Genomic DNA, 22,247 nt, shown 5'->3' with positions numbered 1-22,247 from the left:
ATCGTACTTCCGGGTCGCAAGCTTACTTCTTCTCCAGCGACATGAGCTCGATCTTGCGGAACCAGACGGGCTGGCCCTCGGCCTGAAGGGCGATGTGGCCGTAGCCTAGCATGACATCGCCGCCCGCTTCGACGATGTCGCTGGCGGGGGCGATCTTGCAGGCGGCATCGAGCTGGGGGCGCTGGTAGCGCAGGACCTCCACGCCATTGATGCGGTGGATGATTTCGTCATTGCCGCGCACCTCGACCTCCGCACGCACCCATTCCTCGGCGGGGAAGGTCGGCGCGCTGGATTTGACGATGTGTTTGGTGATCAGCTCGCCGCCCATCTCCACATGCGTGCCGGGCGTGCAAAGATTGCCAGTGGAGCGCGGGCCTTTGCCTTCGTCGGCTAGAAACTGCATCTCCAGGCTGGAGGGGAAGCCCTGGTCAAAGCGCATGCTCTGCGGCGGCTGCGCATGGAGCATGACGCCGCTGTTGAGGTTCACATACTTTGGGGCGTCTGCCATCATGGTGCCGGTGAAGCGGTACTCCATGCGCAGGATGTAGTGGGAGTAGGCCAGATTGGTGAAGAGGTGGCCGTACTGCTGGTCAAACTTGTCGTAGCCGTCGTAACTGACTTTCAGGATGCCGTCTTCGACGCGGAAGGTGTTCGCATAATTTTCCCCCAGCGGGCGCTTGGCGATCTTGATGGTCCAGCCGGTGAGGTCTTTGCCATTGAAGAGCGGGATCCATTTCGGCTCATCGGCAGCAGCGGTCAGGCAGAGCAAGGCGAGCAGGAGGGCGGAGAGGCGGCGGATCATGACGCGCATCTTGGCGGGTGGCGGCGTGGTTTCCAATCAGAACCTTGCAACACCCGCGGCTGAAAATTTTGCACAAAAACGCACGCTTCATTCGACGCCCCGCGAAGTGCCGCTAGGGTCGGCGGATGGACACACAATGGACAGACAAGATCGTCATCGTCACCGGAGGTGGCGGCGGCATGGGACAGAGCGCGGCGAAGCGGTTTGCAGATGCTGGTGCGAAGACGTTTATTTTTGGCAGAACGCTGGAATCTCTGCAGGCCACGGCTGCGCTCTCGCCCAACATCATCTCCATCGTGTGTGACGTGGCGGATTCCGCCAGCGTGGCCACCGCCGTGGCGCAGGTGCTGCAGCACGGGCCCATCGCCGCGCTGATCCACACTGCGGGCATCAACACACCGGACCGCTTCATGGCGCATGCCGACCCCGCCAAACTGGCGAGCGAGGCGAGCTGGCGCAGCGTGATGGACGTGAACGTGATGGGCGTGGTGAACATGATCCAGGCGGTGTCCAAGCCGATGGCCGAGAGCGGCGGCGGCAAGATCGTCGTGGTCTCCTCCACCGCCGGTCATGGCTATGACTCCTACGCCGGCGTGCCCTACACCGCCAGCAAGTGGGCGGTGCACGGCATGCTCTTTGCCGCGCGCATGCAGCTCAATGCGCATGGCATCGTGCTCTCTGAATACGCCCCTGGCGAGGCGCTGACGCCGCTGGTGGAAAAGCGCCCGGTGAAGCCCACCGCCGAGCATCGCAGCGCGATGATCCAGACGGAGGACTGCGCCGATGCGCTCTTTTTCATCGCCTCCCAGGCGCACAGCATGAGCGTGATCCAGCTCCCTGCGTACCAGCCGTTTGGTGGCATGCCGCCGCAGATCACAGCACCGTGGCTGGCGGGGCTGGAGATCGGGCCGAAGAAATGAGCTGGAGGGGAAAGTCTGTCTTCCCTCCACAGTCTTTGTTGAGGCTTGCGGGATGGACTGATGCGAATGGTGTACCTGTGCAAGCTGGAGCCGGAGCGTGGTGTGTGACGGAGACACAGGCGGCCTGCTGCGGCGTGGCGGGAGGACGCTGCTGGGGGACGCGGCGTGTGAAGATGGCGCTGGGTTTGCTGTCCATCTGCTGGTGCAGATACCCAGGGCGGCGCTCGCCGAGGCTCGCTAGCCCTGGGCTACGCTAGGCCGCACCTTTGGTGCTAAAACCTGGCGACGATGACCTGCCTTAATCAAGTGCTGCGTCACTCTATGATGCCACTCTCAATCGTTCGGTGTCATGGGCAGCTGCGGCTTGTGATTCCACTGACTGCTGCGGTTTCGCGTCTCAGCCCCAGCTCTCGTCCCGGTGCATCGCCGGCGAGGTATTGCGGTACTGGCGCAGCATGCGGCTGAAGTAGTAGCGATTTGTGAGGCCGCACTGCTCGGCGATGGTCTCGATGCTCTCCTTGGTATGCCTGAGGCGGCGGCAGGCCTCGTCCAGCCGGTAGTCCAGCAGCACGCGCATGGGTGGCTGCTGCAGCTCCTGCTGAAAGAGGTGGTTCAGATTTCGCAGGCTCAGCCCGGCATGCCGGGCCACCTGCTCGGCCGTGAGCTTCAGACCCAGGTGCTGGTGCATGAACTCCATGGCACGCTGCACGCGGGCATCGAGGTGCTGCTTTTCCCACACGGTGTCCGGCAGGCACTGCACGGCGGCGATGACGAGCTGGATGGTGGGCCATGGGAACTTCACCGCCTCCTCCTGCCGGCTCATCTCCATCAGGCTGGGGATCAGGCTGCGCAGCGGCGCGGTGGTGGGAAAGCGGTGGATGCCCGGCGCGGCGCGGTCTGCCAGCGGGCCCAGATTGAAGTGCGCGTACCACTTGCTGAAAGGCCGCGTGGTGGTGGTGCTGAAAGTGGTGTGTGGCGGAATCAGATACATGAAGCCGGGCTCCAGCGGGGTCTGCTCGCCGCCGATTTCCACCACGCCGCCCGCGCTCACCGGCCAGTAGAGCCGCCAGTAGGGATCATTCAGCCGCCGCAGCTCCCACTGCTGCAGTTCGATCTTGCGCGTGGTCAGGATGTCCACTGTGACGCCGGGCAGCGCCACCGTCCGCTGGCCCTGCACGCGATGCGCAGAACCGGCGGGCACGAGACTGAGGATGCTTTTCTTCGTCTGCATGCGATTGCAAAATCCGACACAAATCTGGCGAGCCCGTGCATGGACGGCAAGCGGGGAGTGACTAAGGGTTCACGCTCTCAACCCACAGACACACACACCATGGCCGACATCCAAACCAGCGCAGCAGACAAGAAGGAAAAGGAATTCTTCACCGACGTCCCCCAGGAGGCCCCCGGCTTCTTCCTCAAGGGCTGCCACCAGTATGACTGGGGTCTCAAGAACCGCCTTTCCAAGGTCTTCAACCCCAAGGACGGCCGCACTGTGATGCTCGCCTTTGACCACGGCTACTTCCAGGGCCCCACCACCGGTCTGGAGCGCGTGGACCAGACCATTCTCCCCCTCGCCCCCTGGGCCGACTGCCTCATGCTCACCCGCGGCATCCAGCGCTCTGTGATCCCCGCCTCCACCACCAAGGCCATCGCCCTGCGTGCCTCCGGCGGCACCTCGATGATCAGCCCCATGGAAGAGTGGGAAGGCGAGCTCGACGGCAAGAAGATCAAGTTTGGCCGCCCCGGCTTTGAGCCCCTCTCCAATGAGAGCACCGCGCTCAACATCGAAGAAGCCATCCGCCTCAATGCCGCCGTGCTGGCCGTGCAGGTCTTCATCGGCAGCGCCTACGAGCGCCAGAGCCTCAAGAACCTCACCGACCTCGTCGATGCCGCCAGCCGCTATGGCATCGCCGTCATGGGCGTGACCGCCGTGGGTCGTGCGATGGCCCGCACGCCGCAGTATTTCCGCCTGGCCACCCGCATCATGGCGGAACTCGGCGCCAACATCGTGAAGTGCTACTACACCGAGAAGGAATTCGACACGGTGACGAGCTGCTGTCCGGTGCCGATCGTGATCGCCGGTGGCAAGAAGCTGCCCGAGCTCGATGCTCTCAAGATGTGCGCCAACGCCATCAAACAGGGCGCCAGCGGCGTGGACATGGGCCGCAACATCTTCCAGAGCGACGCCCCTGTTTCCATGATGCAGGCAGTGCACGGCGTGGTGCACGGCGGTCTGAATGCCAACAAGGCCTTCGAACTCTACAACGACCTCAAGAAGAAGGAGCTGAAGAAGAAGTAAGCGCCAGCAGTCTGAACGCATTCACAGGAGGGGGATCATCTTGATCCCCCTTCTTCCATCCACCCCACCCACTCCCTTCCCTTCTCGTCAAAACCATGGAACTCAAACCCAACCAAGTGCGCCTCATGATGCTGCAGGTGGCCGACGCCATCATCGCCGCCGAACCCATGCTCTCCCAGGCCGACCGCGATCTCGGCGATGGCGACCACGGCCTCGGCATGAAGCGCGGCATGGAGGCGGTGAAGGCCCAGCTGGAGCCCATGGACCCTGCCAGTGTGGAGCAGGTCTTTGTGGCCACCGGAACCGCGATGATGACGAGCATGGGCGGAGCCTCGGGAGCCATCTTTGGTACCGTTTATCGCGCGGGTGGCAAGGCCCTCGCCGGCCGCCCGACCTTCGACGCTGAAGGCCTCTCCCTCCTGCTCTCCGCCGCCCTCGAAGGTGTGATGAAGCGCGGCGGTGCCAAGCCCGGCGACAAGACGATGATCGACGCCCTCGCTCCCGCTGCTGAGAAAGCGCGCGAGTCCGCCGGCCTCTCACTGACAGACTCACTCGCCGCCGTGGCCGCTGCTGCTGAAGGTGGCAAGGAAGCCAGCAAAAACATGATCGCCCAGTTTGGCCGCGCCAAGACGCTGGGTGAAGCGTGCCTGGGATTCCCGGATGCCGGTGCGTGCTCCGTGATGGTGATGCTGAATACGATGCGGGATTTTGTGAAGGTGTAGTGGCTATGCACCTGGCAGCAGCCTACTGCCAGGCAAGGTTGACATGGGTGTGTCGGTGAAGAATCTTTGGCCCATGACTGCCGTGATCGAAATTCATGCATCATTTCCGACGGCAGAACAGCCTGCGGATGGGCATTGGCTGGAAGATTGGTTCCGCTCGGCGGACGAGGCGGTCTCTCTTGCTCCCGCTGGACCTTCGGCACGAGAGCTTCACATGCAAGACCGCAACCGGCTTGAGAAATCGTAAGTTTCTCCGAGGTGCCAACGCTCTCTAAATGTTCCAAGCCTCTGGCTACTTTCGTTTTCGGGCAGGCAGTTGGAACAGAGAGCGAATGCCTTTGGGCTTCAGTGCAGGTCTTGGCTTTCTCAGCGGGATAACACCGACTTTTAATTCAGCCAAATAGGTTCTAAGGTCCCGCCAGCCTTCAAAGTCCTGCATTCGAGGCAAACAAAGGTGCGGTTGGACATCGTGTTGAACTGAACGTTGTGAATCTAGCTCCTTTTGAAGGCGGCTGAAATAGCAACCATCTGCCAGCCAGCAAACAGCAAGACCCAAACAGCCAGCAAGAACGGCATGGCTTCCCATACTCGACCAAGATAATTTGAGCCCTCTTCCAGGGTGCTGAAGAAGAGAAAGAGATCGGTGCCTAATCCAATTAATATCGCAATCGAGGAACATGCCAGAGTCACGGCTTTTTGCGAACTGGCCCAGGCCACTGCTGCTAACGGTGCACCAACAAAACTGGGAAATGCAGAATAGACGCCTGATGTCCAACCATGACCTGCTCCAGTAAAAAGAAACGTGAGAACGCCGATGCCCAACGCACAAACAATTCCTGAAGCGATGTATCGAGCCATCCGCATATTATCTTTTAAGAAAGCGGAAACCAACCCAGCGGTCAACATGGCTCTCCCTTAACCCGGCCCTCCACAAAAAATCCTGTCCGGTTTCCCCTGCCGGTGTGAGATAATGCCAGACGCATGAACACGCACGAGACTCAGGCTGCGCAGGTTTTCCTGGCCCATCACGATTTTGTGAGAGGGGTGGCGCTGAAGTATGCACCGTGGCCGGGGCTGATGGAGGACATCGCGCAGCAGGTGTTTCTGGAGTTCATGGCGAAGGAGTCACAGTGGGATCTGAGCACGGATGCCCGGCCGCTGCTGGCCACGATGACACGGCACATCGCGCTGCGGCAGTGGCGCGAGCGCACCAAACAGCAGCCCGAGGTGGTGCAAAAGCTGGCCGATCACATCCGCCTGCTGGCGGAGGAGCGCGAGGCACCGCCACGCTACGAGGAGGAGATCAGCGTGCTGCGCAGCTGCCTGCAAAAGCTGCCGGAAAAAAGCCGCGAGCTGGTGGAGCTGTACTATTACAACGACATCGGCACTCCGCAGATCGCCGATCAGATCAACATGAAGGCGGACACGGTCTGCCGCGCTCTTTCCCGCGTGCGGGAAAAACTGCGCGAGTGCATCGAGCGCACCACCGCCAGCCAGGGAGGACACGCGCATGCCTGACACGGACACCCTCATCCAACGCTATCTCGAAGGCACGCTGACGACCGGCGAGGCCGAGGAACTGCACGCGCTGCTGCAAACGTACCCAGATCTAGGCGAGCGGCTGCTGCAGCACTTTGAGATGGACGCCATGCTGCGTGCCACCAAACCACTGGTGGTGGAGAGCATGGGAACCCGCCCTGCGCTACTGCCCAAGCGGCGCTTCACCTTTGCCACGGTGACCAGTGTGGCGGCCATGGCGGCCTGCATCGCGCTGATGGGTGCGTGGTTGATCAATGAAACCCTGAGTCCACAACCCGAGGCTGAAGAGGAAACCACGGCCTCCGTGGCGGTGCTGACACGTGGGGTGAATCTGGAGTGGGAATCTGCCGCCGTCACACCCGGAACGCCGCTGTCGCCGGGCTGGCTGAGGCTGAAGTCGGGCATCGCGCAGATCGAGTTTTATCAAGGGGCGCGTGTGCTCATTGAAGGACCTGCGGAGCTGCAGCTCGTGTCTTCCGGAGAGGCCACCTGCACGCGTGGCAAGCTCAGCGCGCAGGTGCCGCCACAGGCCAAGGGCTTTCGTATCAACACGCCCAAGGGCACCATCGTGGATCTCGGCACCGAGTTTGGCCTGGATGTGGGCGCGCAGAATGCGGAGGTGCATGTGTTCAAGGGCGAGGTGGAGCTGCACCAGCCTGCGGTGACGATGAAGTCGCTGAAAGAGGGGCAGGCCATGGCCATCGCGGGGAACACGGCGGTGCTTCCGGCGAATGCGTCCAGCTTTGCCTCGCTGAATGAGATCGATGCGCGCAGTGCGATGTCCCAGCGCTTTCAGTTTGAGAAATGGCTGGCCTCCAGCGCCAAGCTGAATGCCGATGCCGGGCTGCGCCTGCGCTTTGATTTCCAAGATGACGAAGGGGCACGCTCCCTGCGCAACCATGCGGTGAACGGCGCTCAAATTGCCGATGGCAGCATTGTCGGTGCATCGTGGACGACAGGCCGCTGGCCGGGCAAGCGCGCCCTGGAATTTCGCAATGTGAGCGACCGCGTGCGGCTGAACATTCCCGGCGAGACCAAGGCGCTGACCATGGCCGTGTGGGTGCGCGTGAACGGTCTGGACCGCACCTTCAATTCCCTTTTCATGTCCGAAGGCTGGGGCGACCGCAAGACGCACTGGCAGATCATGAGAGATGGGAGAGTGCGCCTCGGCATTGCCGGCGGCGGTGGCGCGGCGCATGTGGATCATGATACCCCTGTGCTTTTTACCCCGGAGCGCTTTGGCCGCTGGACTCACCTCGCCGTGGTGTATGACCCCGCCTCAAAGGAGGTGCGCCACTATGCCAATGGCGAGCTGCTGACCCGCGCCGCGCTCAAGGACACCGCCCCACTGAAGATCGGCATCGCCGAGCTCGGCAACTGGAATGACCGCCGCAGCTCCGGCGGCGTGGCCATCCGCCTCCTAAGCGGGGCGATGGACGAGTTTGCCCTCTGGGATCGCGCGCTGAGCGATGAGGAGATCGCGGTTCTGGCGAGGTGAAGAACACGGAGTGCTTCCAGGAGCGCATTGTGACGTTTGACAACCCGCCATGTAATACATAGTTTTACGCATGGTTAAAACCATCAGCAAAATCGGCAACTCCCAGGGGATCATTTTTGATTCCGCCCTGCTCCAGCTTGCACGACTGAAAGTCGGAGATGAGGTGAATGTCGAAGTGCATGCTGGTGGCACCATCACCATCGTGCCTTTAATGCCTCCAGTGATCGAGGCAGCGAATGCCGCTGAAACAGCCAAACGCCTGATTGGAAAGAATAGCGAGCTGTTCCGGCGACTTTCATGAGCGGCCCAGTCCTGCACCCAACTATTGATGCCGTGCTGGCGATCCATGCCGAGGTGCTCGCCGCGCATGGCGGCAGCCCAGGGCTGCGTTCTCGTGAGCTGCTGGAATCCGCGATCGCAGCTCCGCAGGCCACGATGATGGGTGAGACCATGATGTCTGATCCCATCGAAATCGCAGCGGCCTACTTTTTCTACCTTTGCAGCAATCACCCTTTTGTGGATGGTAACAAGCGTGTCGCGCTGGCCACATGCCTTGTGTTTCTGTGCGAGAATGGTCTGCTGAAAAATGAGGAGCTGGATGTGGATGCGTGGGAAAGCCTCACGCTTGGAGTGGCTGCGGGCGTGCTGAGTCGTGATGAAGTGACGCAGAAGCTGCGTATCTTGATCTCATAACAGTCGAAACAGTTAACCATGGGCCTCCCCGTGGTGGGTTTGTACGAACTCTTGCGATTTTTTCTTGTCCGGTTTCGCCGCCCTGTGCGGTACTAGCTTTCCCGCTCGTTTTTTCCCCAATCCATGAAGCAGCTCCTATTCACCCTCGCACTCCTCGGCTCGGCCCTGTCCGCGCACGCGCAGGAATATCTCGAAGTCGCGGCCAATCCGGTCGGCGCCGGCAAAGGCAAAAAGATCGTCCTGGTGGCCGGTGACGAGGAGTACCGCACGGAGGAGAGCATGCCCATGCTGGCCAAGATCCTGGCCAAGACGCACGGCTTCAACTGCATCGTGCTTTTCTCCACGGATGAAAAGGGCGGCTTCATTGATCCGAACAACCAGAAGAACATCCGCGGCACCGAGGTGATCGACGATGCGGACCTGCTCATCATCGGCACACGCTTCCGCCAGCTTCCGGACGAGAGCCTGGCGCATTTTGCGAAATTCCTGAACGCGGGCAAGCCGGTGATCGGCTTCCGCACGGCCACGCATGCCTTTACCGGCAATGCGAAAACGGGCGACTTCAAGTGGAGCGAGTTTGGCCTGAAGATCCTCGGGGAGAAGTGGGTGAGCCACCATGGACAGCATAAAAAGGAAGGCACCCGCAGCGTGGTGGTGGAGGCCAACGGCAAGAATGAAATCCTGAGCGGTGTGGGCGAGATCTTCTGCACCACGGATGTGTACGGCGCACCCGATGTGAAGCCGGAGAGCGACACCATCCTGCTGCGCGGCGCGGTGACTGAGTCTCTGGACCCAAAGTCCAAGGCGGTCGCAGGCGCGAAGAACGAGCCGATGCAGCCCATTGCCTGGCTGCATGACTACACCTCCCCAGATGGCAAGGCCAAGGGCCGCTCCTTCTGCACCACCATGGGTGCCTCGATGGACTACACGGACGAAAATCTGCGCCGCCTCATTGTGAATGCGGTGCACTCCCTGCTGAAGCTGCCGGTGCCTGCCAAGGCGGACGTGGCCTTCATCGACCCCTTCAAGCCCAGCGCCTACGGCTTCATCAAGGACTCCGCTTACTTCAAGCAGCGCAATCTGAAGCCCGGCGACTTCGCCACGGGCAGCAGCCCCAGCATGGGCACGCCGGATGAGAAATCCAAGCAGGCCACCGCCAAGAAGACTGAGGAAGTAAAGGCCCCGCACCAGCCCACCGCTGAACCTGCCGCCGCCACCACCGCCCGGGCGCAGGCCGTGGCTCCGCCGGAAAAAGGCGAGCACATCGTGCTCATTGGCAACGGACTCGCCGAACGCGACACCTGGTACAGCCAGATCGAGACCGAGCTGCAGCTGCGCTACCCGGACCGCGAGCTCTTCTTCCGCAACATGGGCCATGTGGGTGACACCCCCGGCTTCCGCCCGCATCCTTCCCGCGCTTCGCAGTGGGCCTTCCCCGGCGCTGAAAAATTCCATCCGGACAAGACCATCCACAACGGCCAGGGCTTTTTCTCCACGCCGGACCAGTGGCTCACTCATCTCAAGGCGGACACGATTGTGGCTTTCTTTGGCTACAACGAGTCCTTCGACGGCCCCAGCAAGGTGGGCAATTTCGAAGCCGAGCTGGACGCCTGGGTCGTCCACACCTTGAGCAAGGCCTACAACGGCAAGGCCGCCCCGCGCGTGGTGCTCGTGAGCCCCATCGCCTACGAAAACCAGAGCGCCAAGCGTGACCTGCCGAAGGGCGATGTGGAAAACGCCAACCTGCTGCTGTATGCAGGAGCGATCGAAAAAGTGGCCAAGAAACACGGCCTGACCTATGTCGACCTCTTCACGCCGACGAAGGAGATCGAGGCGAAGGGCGGCGAGTTCTTCACCACCGGCGGATTCATCCCGACGGAAAAGGGCTATGAAGAGATCGGCAAGCTGCTGGCCACCGGCCTCTATGGCCACGCCAGCCATGAGTCCAAAGCCGACCCCAAGCTGGTGCGTGAGGCGGTGAAGGAGAAAGACTGGTTCTGGAACACAGACTACAACATCCTCAATGGCGTGCATGCGCATGGCCGCCGCTACAATCCGTATGGCCCGCAGAACTACCCGGATGAAGTACAGAAGAGCCGCGAGATGACCGTGCTGCGCGATGGCCTGATTCACGCCGTAGCCACCAGCAAGACCACCAGCCTCAAGGTGGACGACAGCAAGACCCACGTGCTGCCTCCGGTGCCGACCAACTACGTGCCGAGCGTGAAGAACGGCAGCGAGAAGTATCTCTACGGCGAGGAAGCCCTGAAGTCCCTCACGGTGCCCGAAGGCTACAAGGTGGAGCTGTTTGCCAGCGAGAAGGAGTTCCCCAATCTGGCGAACCCGATGCAGATGTCCTTTGATAACAAGGGCCGTCTCTGGGTGGCCACCATGCCCACCTACCCGCACTACCGCCCCGGAGATGCGATGCCGGACGACAAGATCCTCATCTACGAAGACACCAACGGCGACGGCAAGGCGGACAAGGAAACCGTCTTTGCCGACAAGCTGCACCTGCCCATCGGTTTTGAGTTCACCCCCGAAGGCGTGTATGTGACACAGGAGCCGAACCTCGTGCTGCTGCGTGATACCAACGGCGACGACAAGGCTGACAGCATGGAGATCGTGCTCGGCGGCTTTGACACGCATGACACGCACCACGCCATCAGCGCCTTCACGGCAGACCCCAGCGGTGCCTTCATCCTGTGCGAAGGTGTCTTCCTGCACTCCAATGTCGAGACGCCCTACGGGCCGGTGCGCTGCGTGGACGGCGGCTTCTTCCGCTACAGCCCGCAGCGTGGCATGCTGGAGCGCACCATCCAGATGAGCATCCCCAATCCCTGGGGCTTTGTGTTTGACCAGTGGGGCCAGGACTTCCTGCTGCACACCTCCGGCACCACCATGAACTGGGCCCTGCCAGTAGAGGTGAAGCCCACCTTTGGCAGCAAGACGCCCTCCGCCCCCGACCTGGTACCAGATGGCCACAAGGTGCGCCCTACCAGCGGCCTGGAAATTGTCTCCTCCCGCCACTTCCCCGATGAAGTGCAGGGCGATCTGATTTACTGCAATGCCATCGGCTTCCTCGGCATCAAGCAGGTCAAAATCGAAGACAACGGCACCGGCTGGAAGACCGCTCACCGCCACGACCTGCTGACCAGCAAGGATGGCAACTTCCGCCCGGTGGATCTGGAATTCGCGCCGGATGGCTCGCTCTACGTCATCGACTGGCACAATGTGCTCATCGGCCACATGCAGCACAATGCGCGTGATCCGCTGCGCGACCATGTGCACGGCCGCATCTATCGCATCACCTACCCCGGCCGCCCGCTGGTGAAGCCCGTGCCTGTGGCTGGAGCGCCGCTTAAGACGCTCTTAGAAGACCTCAAGGAACCCGAGCTGCGCACCCGCTACCGCGCCCGCCGCGAGCTGCGCGCCCGCGATGCCAAGGAAGTGCTGCCTGCCATCAAAACCTGGGCCGCTGACCAGAAGGAAACGCACGCCAAGCTCGAAGCTCTGTGGGTCACCTGGGGTCTCAATGAGGCCGATGAGGGGCTGCTGCGTGAGATGCTGGCCTCCTCCGACTTCCATGCCCGTGCCGCCGCCGTGCGCGTGCTGCGCTACAATACCCACCGCATCGCCGATCACGTCGCGCTGCTGGAGAAAGCCGCCGCCGATGAGCATGGCCGCGTGCGCCTCGAAGCCGTCGTGGCCGCCTCGTGGCTGCCGAACATTCCTGCCGCCAAGAACATCGTCGCCATCGCAGCCAAGCTGCCGCAGGATGACTGGAACAAGGCCGCCATCAAAACTGCTGCCGACCGCCTCGCTGGCGTGGCGGAAACCGTGAAGCCCGAGCACCCCGTGGTGCCCGCCCCCGCCTACCTGAGCGACGCGGCCAAGAAGCAGTTCAAGCTGGGCCAGGAGATCTACAACCGCGAAGGCCACTGCGTCACCTGCCATCAGCCGAATGGTGCCGGTCTCGATCCCGCCTTCCCCAGCATCGTCAACAGCCCCTGGGTCACCACGGATCGCGACCGCCTCATCAAGATCGTCATGTACGGCCTGATGGGCCCCATCAAGGTCGGTGGCAAGGAATACAACGGCCAGGTGCCCATGACGCCCTTCGGCGGCATGCTCAAGGACGAGGAAATCGCCAGCGTGCTCACCTTTGTGCGCAATCACTTCGGCAACAAGGCAGACCCTGTGACCGCCGCCGAAGTCAAAGCCGTCCGCGACGCCAGCGCCGGCCGCATGATGCTGTTCACGACGGATGAGCTGCTGAAGCTGCATCCGATGAAGTAGGGGCAGATATACTAGCAGCGCGTCAGCGTTTTGGAGTGCGGTCGCGAAGATGCAAGGCGCAAGCCTGCATCGTAGCTACCGCTTTCGCGGGGTATGTGGCGTCCTCAATCCTCACCCCGCGCCCGGCCCGCAAAAGCAACGTTGCGCCTGACCCGCTGCACGCATTGATTCGCTGCACACAGCCATCCGATCATTCACCCTTATGCAGCACACTCCAGACGACATCGATGTCTTCCAGATCGAGCGCAGCGTCTGGATCGCAGAAGCTAAAATTCAATCCCCCAACTACGACTTCGCCTTCGGCCAGCTCATGGCCTGCTCGCACACGCGTTTCGGCCTCGATGAAGTAACCGCTGTGGGTCGCTTTGGCGCTGTCGTTGATTATGATGCCCTCTACAACGAACTGTTGGAGCACGGCGTCAAACTCATCCACTCGCCTGCACAGCATCAGCTCTGCAGTGAGTTGCCCCAGTGGTATCCGCTGCTGGAGGGACTGACTCCGGAAAGCTGGTGGTTCGACAAAGCCCCGGATGCAGAAACTGCCGGTGAGCTGGCCGGATGGCCGCTGTTCATCAAAGGCAGCCGCCAGACCAGCCGCCATCAGTTCAAGCTCTCCATCATTCACAATGCGGACGAATACCGTGCTGCTGTTGAAGCATTTGCCATAGACCGCATGCTGCACTGGCAGCAGGTGGTCATACGTCGCTTCGAACGTCTTCGCCCCATCCAGGCAGACATGGGGCATCGCATTCCCGCATCCTTCGAGTTTCGCTCATTCTGGTGGCATGGCCATCTGGTCGGAGTCGGGCCTTATTTTGCGGAGTTCGCCAAATACCAGTGGACCGAAACTGAAAAAGCAGATGCCATGAAAATGGCCGGAGAGGCCGCTCAGCGGGCAGCTTTGCCATTCGTGGTCGTTGACATGGCCCAGTGCATCGACGGCCGCTGGATCGTCATCGAAATCAATGACGCTCAGGAGTCCGGTTATGCGGGAGTGCCTCGCCTGGCGATGTGGCAGAGGATTGTGGAACTTGAAGAGAAATGGCAGGCAGGCTTGAACGCCTGAACATGCCGTCATTTTCTGCGGAAAGGCGATTCCAGTCTCGCCACCTGGTCCGCACGCATTTTACGCACGGCCTTGGCTGCATCAAAGCCCTCCCAGCCCACAACCACGCGCAATCCATTCTCCTTCCGGACAATTTTGGCTTCCAGTGTCTCCTGGCTAAGCTCCATGCGTCCGCCGACGACATCGAGGCGCAGTTTGTCACCCGCACTCAAGTGCAAATGATCGCGCATGGCCTTGGGGATCACGAAGCGGCCATTTTTGTCGAGGGTGACGACGGCGGTCATGGGAACCATTTTGCCATGAGACTGTCCATTTCAAAGAAGATCCTCATGCTCTTTTGCCGAATCCGACACATCCTTTGCCGGTAGGTTTTGACAGACGGGTGCGTTTATCCACGCGCTCAACCATGAAACGTCTTCTTCTACCTCTCCTGCTCGCCGCCCTGGGTTCTGCCTCCGCCCAGGAGGGCTTCAAGCCTTTGTTCAACGGCAAGGACCTCACCGGCTGGGATGGCAATCCGGAGCTGTGGAGCGTGGAGGACGGCTGCATCACGGGCAAGACCACCGGGCCGGAGCAGCTCACGTACAACCAGTTTCTGATCTGGCGCGGCGGCAAGGTGAAGAACTTTGAGCTGCATGCGAAGATCAAGGAAAGCGGCAACAACACGGGCATTCAGTACCGCAGCAAGGAGCTGCCGGAGAATGGCAAGTGGTCCATCGGTGGCTATCAATGCGACATTCATCCAGCCCATCCCAACAACGCGATGGTGTATGAAGAGCGCGGGCGAGGCATCATCGTGCAAAACGGGCAGGGGGTGGTGATCGATCCCGAGGGCAAACGCTGGCTGGCCTCCGAGCACGAGCCGGTGAAGGTGGACATCGCCGAATGGCATGAGTACACCGTCATCGCGCAGGGAAACCACCTGATTCACAAGATCGATGGCAAGGTGACGATCGACCTGCTCGACTTTGAGGAATCGAAGCGCGCACTCGAAGGGCTGATCGCGTTCCAGATTCATCGCGGCCCTGCCATGAGGGTGCAGATCAAAGACGTAATGCTCAAGGAGCTGCCGGATGGAGGCGTGATCTCGTTTGAGAAGTCCGCGATCCCCAGCGATGCGCAGATCATCGAAGCCAAGGCACCTGCCAAGGGCAAAGGCAAGGCACCTGCGCCAGCTCCTGCTCCGGCCAAGGGTGATGCCAAGGGCAAGAATGCTGCCGCCAAGGGGAAGCCGAAGCGCCCGGATGCGGTCGGTCCGGCTATCGGCGCGAATGTGGCCACACCGGTCAGCAACATCAAGACGCTGCCAGATTTCAAAGTGGAGCTGCTCTACTCCGTGCCCGGCGGTGAGCAGGGCTCCTGGGTGAATCTTTGCGCGGACGACAAAGGCCGCATCTATGCCAGCGACCAGTATGGCTGCCTGTACCGCTTCAACCCGCCTGCCGCAGGTCAGCCGCTGAAGGCTGCCGATGTGCAGAAAGTGGCTGCGGAAATTCGCGGAGTGAACGGCATGCTCTTCGCCTTTGGCGCTCTTTACATCGGCGTGAACGATTACGAAAAGAAGATCCCCAGCGGCGTGTACCGCATCACTGACAGCAACAACGATGACATGCCAGACAAGGTGGAGATGCTGCGCGAATTTGACGCCGGCAGCGACCACGGCGTGCATGCCATTTTGAAAACGCCGGACGGCAAGGGGCTCTACCTCATCAGCGGAAACAATGCCGTGCTCAAGGAAGGGCCGAAGGCTGGCACGCTGGACACCTCTCCTGTGGCCAAGCTCTGGGGCGATGACCACCTGCTGCCGCGCATGCCGGACGGCCGCGGCCACAACCGCCATGTGATGGCTCCTGGCGGCATCGTTTACCGTTTCTCACCGGATGGCAAACAGTTCGAGATCTTTGCCTCCGGCTTCCGCAACATCTACGACGGCGGTGTGAACCGCGAGGGCGAGCTCTTCGTGTACGACGCAGACATGGAGTATGACTTCAACACCTCCTGGTACCGCCCCACGCGTATCAACCACGTCGTCAGCGGCGGAGAGTACGGCTGGCGCAACGGCGCGGGCAAGTATCCCGAGTTCTACTATGACAACCTGCCCGCCACGCTGAACATCGGTCCGGGATCGCCCACCGGCTGCACCTTTGGTTACGGTGCCAAATTCCCTGCCAAATACCAAGATGCCTTTTACGCGCTGGACTGGAGCTGGGGCAAAATCTACGCCGTGCATCTCAAGCCAGACGGCGCGAGCTACACCGCCACGAAGGAAGAGTTTGTGACTGGAGGTCCGCTTCCGGTGAGCGATGCGATCATCGGCCCAGACGGAGCGATGTATTTCACGATTGGCGGCCGTCGTGTGCAGAGCGGTCTGTATCGTGTAACATACACAGGCCAGGAATCGACCGCACCCGCGATACACGAACCGCAGATCACGGCAGGTGCCAAACTGCGTCAGCAGTTGGAGGCGTTCCATGGCAAGGCGGATACAAAAGCCGTTGCATTCGCCTGGCCACATCTGAGCCATAAGGACCGCTACATCCGCGCCGCCGCCCGCACGGTGCTGGAGCACAACCCTGTCTCTGAATGGGAGACCAAGGCGCTGAATGAAAAGAATGCCACCGCGCAGCTTGAAGCGCTGCTGGCGCTGGCGCGCGTGACGGGCGTGTGCCCCACTCACCGCACCGAAGGCTACGTGGTGAACACGGCGAAGAGGGATGAAATCCTCGCCGCGCTGCTCAAGCGCGACTTTAAAAAGCTGAATAACGAGCAGCGCATGGCCTATGTGCGCCTGACCGAGATCGTGCTGCACCGCTTTGGCAATCCGGACGATGCCACGGTGGCGGCGATCATCGCCAAGCTCGACCCTGCGTATCCGGCGGACAACTTTGAGCTCAACTGGCTGCTCACGGAAACACTGGGCTACCTGCAGGACCCGAAGGCTGCGGCGAAGGGCATGGCCCTCATTGCCGCAGCAGAGAGCCAGGAGCCGCAGATGGAATATGCACGCAGCCTGCGCTTTCTGAAGACCGGCTGGACCAAGGAGTTGCGCACACAGCAGCTTGAGTGGTTCCTGAAAGCGGCGAACTACAAAGGCGGCGCCAGCTTTGACAAATTCATCGAGTTCATCCGCAATGACAGCCTGACCACCTTCACGCCGGAAGAAAACGCGGAGCTGGCGGAGCTGATCGCTAAGAAGCCCGAACGCAAATCCGCCATCGAAAACGTCGGTGCCATGTTCGTGGGCCGCACACCCACGATGTGGACGCTGGACGAACTCAGCGCCGCCGCCAAGACAGGCATGAAGGGCCGCAGCTTTGAAAACGGCCGCAAAATGTTCACTGCCGCCGCCTGCTACACCTGCCACCGCTTTGGCAATGCCGGCGGCATGACCGGCCCGGACCTCACCGGCGCTGGCGGCCGCTACAGCCCGCACGACTTGCTCGACAACATCATCAACCCCAGCAAGGTCATCAACGAGCAGTTTGCTCCGATCATTGTCACCAAGAACGACGGCAGCGTGATGAGCGGCGTGGTGGTGAACCTGAGCGGCGACGGCGTGACCCTCAACACCGACCTCACCGACCCGAACCAGCGCGTGAACGTGGACCGCAAGGAAGTGAAGAGCATCGAGCTCAGCACCGTCTCCCCCATGCCGCCCATGCTGCTGTCCATGCTCAAGAAGGACGAGATCCTCGACCTCGTGGCCTATGTGCTGAGCGGTGGTGACAAGGGGAATGCGATGTTTGTGAAGTGAGTTCGTATTCTGACCCATCCACACCCACCTGCTGCGAATCATGAAACGCCTCGCCCTGCTCCTGCTTGCCCTCTGTCCTTCGCTGTATGCTGCTGAGAAACCCAACATCCTTGTCATCGTCGCAGATGATCTCGGGTATGCGGACATCGGCGTGCATGGGGGGAAGGTGGTACCGACGCCGAACATTGATGCGCTGGCGGCCAGCGGGGTGCGGTGCACGAATGGGTACGTCACTGCACCCTATTGCAGCCCGTCGCGTGCAGGGTTCCTGACGGGGAAGGCGCAGACGCGGTTTGGGCATGAGTTCAACCCGCATGTGGGGGATGAGGCGAAGCTGGGGCTGCCGCTGGATCAGCGTACGATCGCCAATGTGCTGCATGACGAGGGCTACGCCACGGCGCTCATCGGGAAATGGCACCAGGGCTTTGATGCGGCACATCACCCGCAGTCGCGTGGCTTTGATGAGTTCTTTGGCTTCCTCGTGGGCGGGCACAACTACCTGCTGCACAAGGATGCCGAGCCTGAGTTTGGCTCCGCGCATTCGCATGACATGATCTATCGCGGTCGTGAGCTGCAGCATTTGGATGGATACGCCACGGACCTTTTCACCGATGAGGCGCTGGGATTCATGGGCCGGAATGCGGCCAAGCCTTGGTTCCTCTACCTGGCCTATAATGCCGTGCATACGCCGCTGGAGATCGCAGACCGAGTGAAGGATCGGATTCCTGCGGATGTGACCGATGAGAACCGTCGTGGTTATCTTTCGCTGCTACTGGCGCTCGATGATGACATTGGCCGCATCACCGCAGAGCTGAAGGCGAAGCATCCGAACACACTGGTGTTCTTTTTCAGTGACAACGGTGGCTCCGGCAGGAAACCCTTCTTTGCCTACAACACGGGTGTCAATACCCCGCTGCGTGGAGATAAAGGCCAGACGCTGGAGGGTGGCATCCGGGTGCCGTTCTTTGTGAGCTGGCCGGGCAAGCTGCCAGCTGGCAAGACCTACGACCACCCAGTGAGCACCTTGGACATCCTGCCCACGGCCTGCGCCATCACCGCTGCGAAACAGCCTGCGGGTGTGGAAGGCGTGAATCTGCTGCCTCATCTCAAAGGCGAGGTCTCCACGCCGCCGCATGACATGCTGGCCTGGCGCTTCGGGCCGCAGAAGGCCATCCGCGAAGGAAACTGGAAGCTGGTGGATGTACGAGACATGGAGGCCAAGACGCAGTCCGGCTGGAAGCTTTACGACCTGAGCACAGACATCGGCGAGGAGCATGATCTCTCGGCGGCAAAGCCGGAGATCGTGGCAAAGCTCTCCAAGGCTTGGGCCGAGTGGAACGCCAAAAACATCGCGCCGCAGTGGCATGGGGCGATCAACGAAGATCCCACTGCTCCGGCCAAACCGGCGGCCAAGGCTGGCAAGGCGAAAAAGAAGTGAGCGGAACGGCCTTTGCACAGGCCGCAGGCATCATCTTACAAAGAGCAAAGGTTGCACTGAAAGCATCCTGCATTCAGCGTTTCATTGAACTCCTCCTATGCCCGCCTTTTCCGATCCCTTCCGCGAAGCACGCAGCACCTCCGGCGTGATGAAGTGCCCCTTTCATGGCGAAGACATTACCATGATCCTGCGCCACGAGGATGTGCGCAAGGCGGCCAAGGACTGGCAGACCTTCAGCTCGGACGCGCCCTTCCGCGTGCCGATTCCCTCCGAGGAGGAGGTGCGCACCATGCGCCAGCTGCCCATCGAGACGAATCCGCCTGAGCACACCGACTACCGCGCCATCGTGGAGCCCTTTTTTCAACGATCCAAAGACCCGGCGATGATCGCGCAAGTGGAGGCGCTGATGGACGGCATGCTGACGCAGGCGCTGAGCCGCGACTCGATCGAGATCGTCAACGAATTCGCGCTGCCCATCCAGTCACGTGCACTGACTCACCTGCTCAATGTGCCCGCGTCTGAAGGCGAAACGTGGATCGGCTGGGGCATTCATGTATTCAAGGTTACTGGCGGTGAGTTCAAAAAAGGCAATGTGCTGGAGGACTATCTGCACGCGCAATTTGACCGTGCTGAGGCTAATCCTGGCGAGGACTTCTTCAGTGCGCTGACATTGGCGGAGTATCGCGGGCGCAAGCTCACGCGGGAGGAGATGATGGGCTTTGCGAATCTGGCCTTTGCCGGCGGTCGAGACACGATCATTCACACGATCTCCTGCGCGCTCGGTTATCTGGCGGAGCATCATGAGGCGCTGGAGTTTCTCCGCGAAGACCCGAAGCGCATCACGCTGGCGAGCGAGGAGTTTTTCCGCGTGTTCATGCCGCTGACGCACATCGGCCGCGTGTGCCCGGCGGATACGGATGTGAACGGTGTCACGGTGAAAGCTGGCGAGCGCATTTCTCTGGCCTGGGCCTCTGCCAACTTTGACGCCGACGCCTTCCCGCAGCCGGAGGAGGTGCGCCTGGACCGCAAACCCAACCCGCATCTGAGCTTTGGCTTTGGTACGCATCTCTGCCTCGGAGCACCGCACGCACGCCTCATCCTGCGCACGCTGCTGAGGTTGTGCTGCGAACGCGTGAAGCGCATCACGATTGTGAATGCGGCAGAGCGTGTGGAGCATGAGGCCAAGTTTGACCGCAAGCTGGGATATGAATCGCTGACGGTGAAGCTGGAGGCGCTCTAGTTTCTCACCACCCGATCAAACGCGTGATCGCTGCGCGCAGGGCGGTTTCCAGAATCGCGGCCTCGGCGTGGGTCACTGGTAAGGTGACTTTCTTCACGCTCTTGGATGCGGCCTCCTGGCGCGACATGCTCATGAAATACGGGGCCTTCTGCGGATCATCGCGGAAGGTGAGCTCAAAGGCGCTGTTGGCTTTTTCGGACTGGTGGAAGAGCTTGGCCTGCTCCTGGCGTCCCTGAAGGGTGGCCAGTACGGCGCCGAGATCGGAGAGGCCCCATTTCATGGTGATCTTCTGCTCCCAGTCGAACTGCTTCTCCCCGCTCTGTGAGGCGGCATCCACAAAGACGGAGCCCTTGGCGCGGTTGAACTCGAAGCGGATCACACCACCGGTGTTACGACTATTGGGCTTGTAGATTGCGTATTCGGCTGACTGTTTGGCGGTGGCGTTCGTAGGTTTCGAGCTCATGGCAGCACGCTAAAAGGCCTTTTCACGAATGACAAGCCGGGATGCTCAATCCGACACAGTATTTGCTGAGATGTCCCTGCAAGTCCGTACGTTAACCGAAGCATGTCCAACCTGACTCTGACCTTTCTTGCCGCTGCTTTTCTGAGCCTGCAGCTTTATGGAGCTGAGAAAGTCTTGCCGCCAAACATCGTCGTCTTTATTTCGGATGATCATGGCATGCTGGATTCCGAGCCTTATGGAGCCACGGACATCGGCACGCCCAACATGGCGAAGCTGGCGGCGGAGGGAATGAAGTTTACGCATGCGTTTGTGGCCTCGCCTTCCTGCGGCCCCAGCCGCACGGCGCTGTGCACAGGGCTGTGGCCGGCGCGGAATGGAGCGGAGCCGAACCACAAGGCGAAGAATCCGGATGTGAAATCTCTTCCGCCCGTGCTGCATGCGCTGGGCTATGAGGTGGCGGCGTTTGGCAAGGTGGCGCATGGAAACTACGGCAAGGACCATGGCTTCGATGTTTTGGGAGGTGAGCAGCACGGTGACACAGACACCGTGGAAGTGGCCAAGTTTCTCAACACCCGTGATGCCTCCAAGCCGCTGTGCCTGTTCTTTGGCACGCGTCATCCGCATGTCCCCTGGGGCGAGAACGCGGGCTATGACACGGCGACGATCAAACTTCCCCCTAAACATGTGGATACTGCGGCGACACGGGAGCAACGAGCGCGCTACTGCTCGGACATCACGCGTGCGGACAACCTGCTCGGTGAGCTGCGGGCGCTGGTGAAAGAAAAGGTGCCGGGGAATACGCTTTTCATCTACACCGCTGATCACGGCGGGCAGTGGCCGTTTGGGAAATGGAACCTTTATGATGCGGGCATCCGCATCCCCTTCATTGCAGCCTGGCCGGGACATCTGGCACCGGCTTCCACGAATGATGCCATGATCGCCTGGCCGGATCTGCTGCCGACCTTCATCGAGCTGGGTGGCGGCACGGTGCCGGAGGGCATTGATGGGAAATCATTTGCCTCCGTGCTGCTGGGCAAAGCCACAACGCATCGTGAGCGCATTTTCACCACGCACAGCGGCGATGGTGATTTCAACGTCTATCCCATCCGCAGTGTGCGTGCGCGCGACTGGAAGTACATCCGCAACCTGCACCCCGAATTCCAGCATCACACCCACATCTCCCGCTCCAGCAATGTGACCAGCGGGTTCAACTACTGGCAGAGCTGGCTCAGCGCCGCAGAGAGCAGCCCAGAAGCTGCGGCCAAGGTGAAGCGGTACTCGGTGCGGCCTGCGGAGGAGCTGTACGATCTGAAGAGTGATCCGAACGAGTTGCACAACCTCGCCGCCGAACCCACGCAGGCTGAGCGCCTGCAGCAGATGCGCGTCGATATGGATGCCTGGATGCAGCAGCAGGGGGACAAGCAGACCGTTTTTGGCAAGCCGCTGATGATTGGCGAACCGCTGACGATGGTGGATCCCGGCGCCGGCAAAAAGAAGAAGGCCAAATGAAACCT

The 22,247-nt window shown here is 60.9% G+C and carries 19 protein-coding genes; 14 read left to right on the top strand and 5 right to left on the bottom strand.

All coding sequences use genetic code 11. The annotated features are described in order from the left end of the window. Window positions 1–22: 22 nt before the first annotated feature. Window positions 23–802, bottom strand: coding sequence for a 3-keto-disaccharide hydrolase (locus HNQ65_RS10630; protein WP_184339509.1), 780 nt, complete (start codon window positions 800–802; stop codon window positions 23–25). A gap of 125 nt (window positions 803–927) precedes the next feature. Here HNQ65_RS10630 and HNQ65_RS10625 point away from each other — a divergent pair, with 125 nt between their 5' ends. Beyond that, complete coding sequence (locus HNQ65_RS10625; RefSeq protein ID WP_184339508.1) at window positions 928–1,722, top strand: SDR family oxidoreductase; 795 nt, start codon at window positions 928–930, stop codon at window positions 1,720–1,722. Window positions 1,723–2,119: 397 nt separating this feature from the next. On the opposite strand, the gene HNQ65_RS10620 is transcribed toward HNQ65_RS10625, so the two are convergent. Beyond that, window positions 2,120–2,953: an AraC family transcriptional regulator gene (locus HNQ65_RS10620; protein ID WP_184339507.1), complete on the bottom strand. Its 834-nt coding sequence runs from the start codon at window positions 2,951–2,953 to the stop codon at window positions 2,120–2,122. A 99-nt stretch (window positions 2,954–3,052) separates the two neighbouring features. On the opposite strand from HNQ65_RS10620, the gene HNQ65_RS10615 reads away from it, so the two are divergent. The 3 genes from HNQ65_RS10615 to HNQ65_RS10605 all read left to right on the top strand — a co-directional run bounded on the left by HNQ65_RS10615 (window position 3,053) and on the right by HNQ65_RS10605 (window position 4,990). After that, complete coding sequence (locus HNQ65_RS10615) at window positions 3,053–4,021, top strand: 3-hydroxy-5-phosphonooxypentane-2,4-dione thiolase (protein ID WP_184339506.1); 969 nt, start codon at window positions 3,053–3,055, stop codon at window positions 4,019–4,021. Window positions 4,022–4,116: 95 nt separating this feature from the next. Beyond that, entirely contained in the window at window positions 4,117–4,743 is a 627-nt protein-coding gene (dhaL, locus tag HNQ65_RS10610; RefSeq protein ID WP_184339505.1) for a dihydroxyacetone kinase subunit DhaL, read from the top strand. Window positions 4,744–4,816: 73 nt separating this feature from the next. Further along, window positions 4,817–4,990, top strand: a complete 174-nt coding sequence (locus HNQ65_RS10605) for a hypothetical protein (RefSeq protein WP_184339504.1) — start codon at window positions 4,817–4,819, stop codon at window positions 4,988–4,990. A 245-nt stretch (window positions 4,991–5,235) separates the two neighbouring features. On the opposite strand, the gene HNQ65_RS10600 is transcribed toward HNQ65_RS10605, so the two are convergent. Continuing rightward, a complete protein-coding gene (locus HNQ65_RS10600) occupies window positions 5,236–5,649 on the bottom strand; it encodes a hypothetical protein (RefSeq protein ID WP_184339503.1) in 414 nt (137 codons plus the stop codon). A gap of 75 nt (window positions 5,650–5,724) precedes the next feature. Here HNQ65_RS10600 and HNQ65_RS10595 point away from each other — a divergent pair, with 75 nt between their 5' ends. The 6 genes from HNQ65_RS10595 to HNQ65_RS10570 all read left to right on the top strand — a co-directional run bounded on the left by HNQ65_RS10595 (window position 5,725) and on the right by HNQ65_RS10570 (window position 13,838). Beyond that, complete coding sequence (locus HNQ65_RS10595) at window positions 5,725–6,261, top strand: RNA polymerase sigma factor (RefSeq protein WP_184339502.1); 537 nt, start codon at window positions 5,725–5,727, stop codon at window positions 6,259–6,261. After that, the gene (locus HNQ65_RS10590) at window positions 6,254–7,780 is read left to right on the top strand and encodes a LamG-like jellyroll fold domain-containing protein (RefSeq protein WP_184339501.1); all 1,527 of its coding nucleotides are present in this window, start codon (window positions 6,254–6,256) and stop codon (window positions 7,778–7,780) included. Before HNQ65_RS10595 ends, HNQ65_RS10590 begins: the two co-directional genes overlap by 8 nt. 70 nt (window positions 7,781–7,850) lie before the next feature. After that, window positions 7,851–8,081, top strand: coding sequence for an AbrB/MazE/SpoVT family DNA-binding domain-containing protein (locus HNQ65_RS10585; protein WP_184339500.1), 231 nt, complete (start codon window positions 7,851–7,853; stop codon window positions 8,079–8,081). Beyond that, the gene (locus tag HNQ65_RS10580) at window positions 8,078–8,473 is read left to right on the top strand and encodes a type II toxin-antitoxin system death-on-curing family toxin (RefSeq protein ID WP_184339499.1); all 396 of its coding nucleotides are present in this window, start codon (window positions 8,078–8,080) and stop codon (window positions 8,471–8,473) included. The genes HNQ65_RS10585 and HNQ65_RS10580 overlap by 4 nt, the downstream gene beginning before the upstream one ends. Window positions 8,474–8,596: 123 nt before the next feature. Beyond that, window positions 8,597–12,772, top strand: coding sequence for a PVC-type heme-binding CxxCH protein (locus tag HNQ65_RS10575; RefSeq protein WP_184339498.1), 4,176 nt, complete (start codon window positions 8,597–8,599; stop codon window positions 12,770–12,772). Window positions 12,773–12,974: 202 nt separating this feature from the next. Further along, window positions 12,975–13,838, top strand: a complete 864-nt coding sequence (locus HNQ65_RS10570) for an ATP-grasp domain-containing protein (RefSeq protein WP_184339497.1) — start codon at window positions 12,975–12,977, stop codon at window positions 13,836–13,838. 8 nt (window positions 13,839–13,846) lie between these two features. Here HNQ65_RS10570 and HNQ65_RS10565 read toward each other — a convergent pair whose 3' ends face one another. After that, window positions 13,847–14,122, bottom strand: coding sequence for an AbrB/MazE/SpoVT family DNA-binding domain-containing protein (locus tag HNQ65_RS10565; RefSeq protein WP_184339496.1), 276 nt, complete (start codon window positions 14,120–14,122; stop codon window positions 13,847–13,849). Window positions 14,123–14,244: 122 nt separating this feature from the next. Between HNQ65_RS10565 and HNQ65_RS10560 the strand changes: the two genes are divergently transcribed. From HNQ65_RS10560 to HNQ65_RS10550, 3 genes are all read left to right on the top strand, one after another. Then, the gene (locus tag HNQ65_RS10560; RefSeq protein ID WP_184339495.1) at window positions 14,245–17,592 is read left to right on the top strand and encodes a family 16 glycoside hydrolase; all 3,348 of its coding nucleotides are present in this window, start codon (window positions 14,245–14,247) and stop codon (window positions 17,590–17,592) included. A gap of 40 nt (window positions 17,593–17,632) precedes the next feature. Beyond that, on the top strand, window positions 17,633–19,030 hold the full coding sequence (locus HNQ65_RS10555) for a sulfatase family protein (protein WP_184339494.1): 1,398 nt from the start codon (window positions 17,633–17,635) through the stop codon (window positions 19,028–19,030). A gap of 97 nt (window positions 19,031–19,127) precedes the next feature. Then, window positions 19,128–20,270: a cytochrome P450 gene (locus HNQ65_RS10550; RefSeq protein ID WP_184339493.1), complete on the top strand. Its 1,143-nt coding sequence runs from the start codon at window positions 19,128–19,130 to the stop codon at window positions 20,268–20,270. A 4-nt stretch (window positions 20,271–20,274) separates the two neighbouring features. Here HNQ65_RS10550 and HNQ65_RS10545 read toward each other — a convergent pair whose 3' ends face one another. Continuing rightward, the gene (locus HNQ65_RS10545; RefSeq protein ID WP_184339492.1) at window positions 20,275–20,733 is read right to left on the bottom strand and encodes a hypothetical protein; all 459 of its coding nucleotides are present in this window, start codon (window positions 20,731–20,733) and stop codon (window positions 20,275–20,277) included. A gap of 102 nt (window positions 20,734–20,835) precedes the next feature. Here HNQ65_RS10545 and HNQ65_RS10540 point away from each other — a divergent pair, with 102 nt between their 5' ends. Next, window positions 20,836–22,242, top strand: a complete 1,407-nt coding sequence (locus HNQ65_RS10540; RefSeq protein ID WP_184339491.1) for a sulfatase family protein — start codon at window positions 20,836–20,838, stop codon at window positions 22,240–22,242. Window positions 22,243–22,247: the final 5 nt, after the last annotated feature.

This window comes from Prosthecobacter vanneervenii (assembly GCF_014203095.1).
GTDB classification, from domain to species: domain Bacteria; phylum Verrucomicrobiota; class Verrucomicrobiia; order Verrucomicrobiales; family Verrucomicrobiaceae; genus Prosthecobacter; species Prosthecobacter vanneervenii.
The sequence above is the reverse complement of the archived record's forward strand: the minus strand, read 5'-3'. Positions and strand labels throughout refer to the sequence as shown.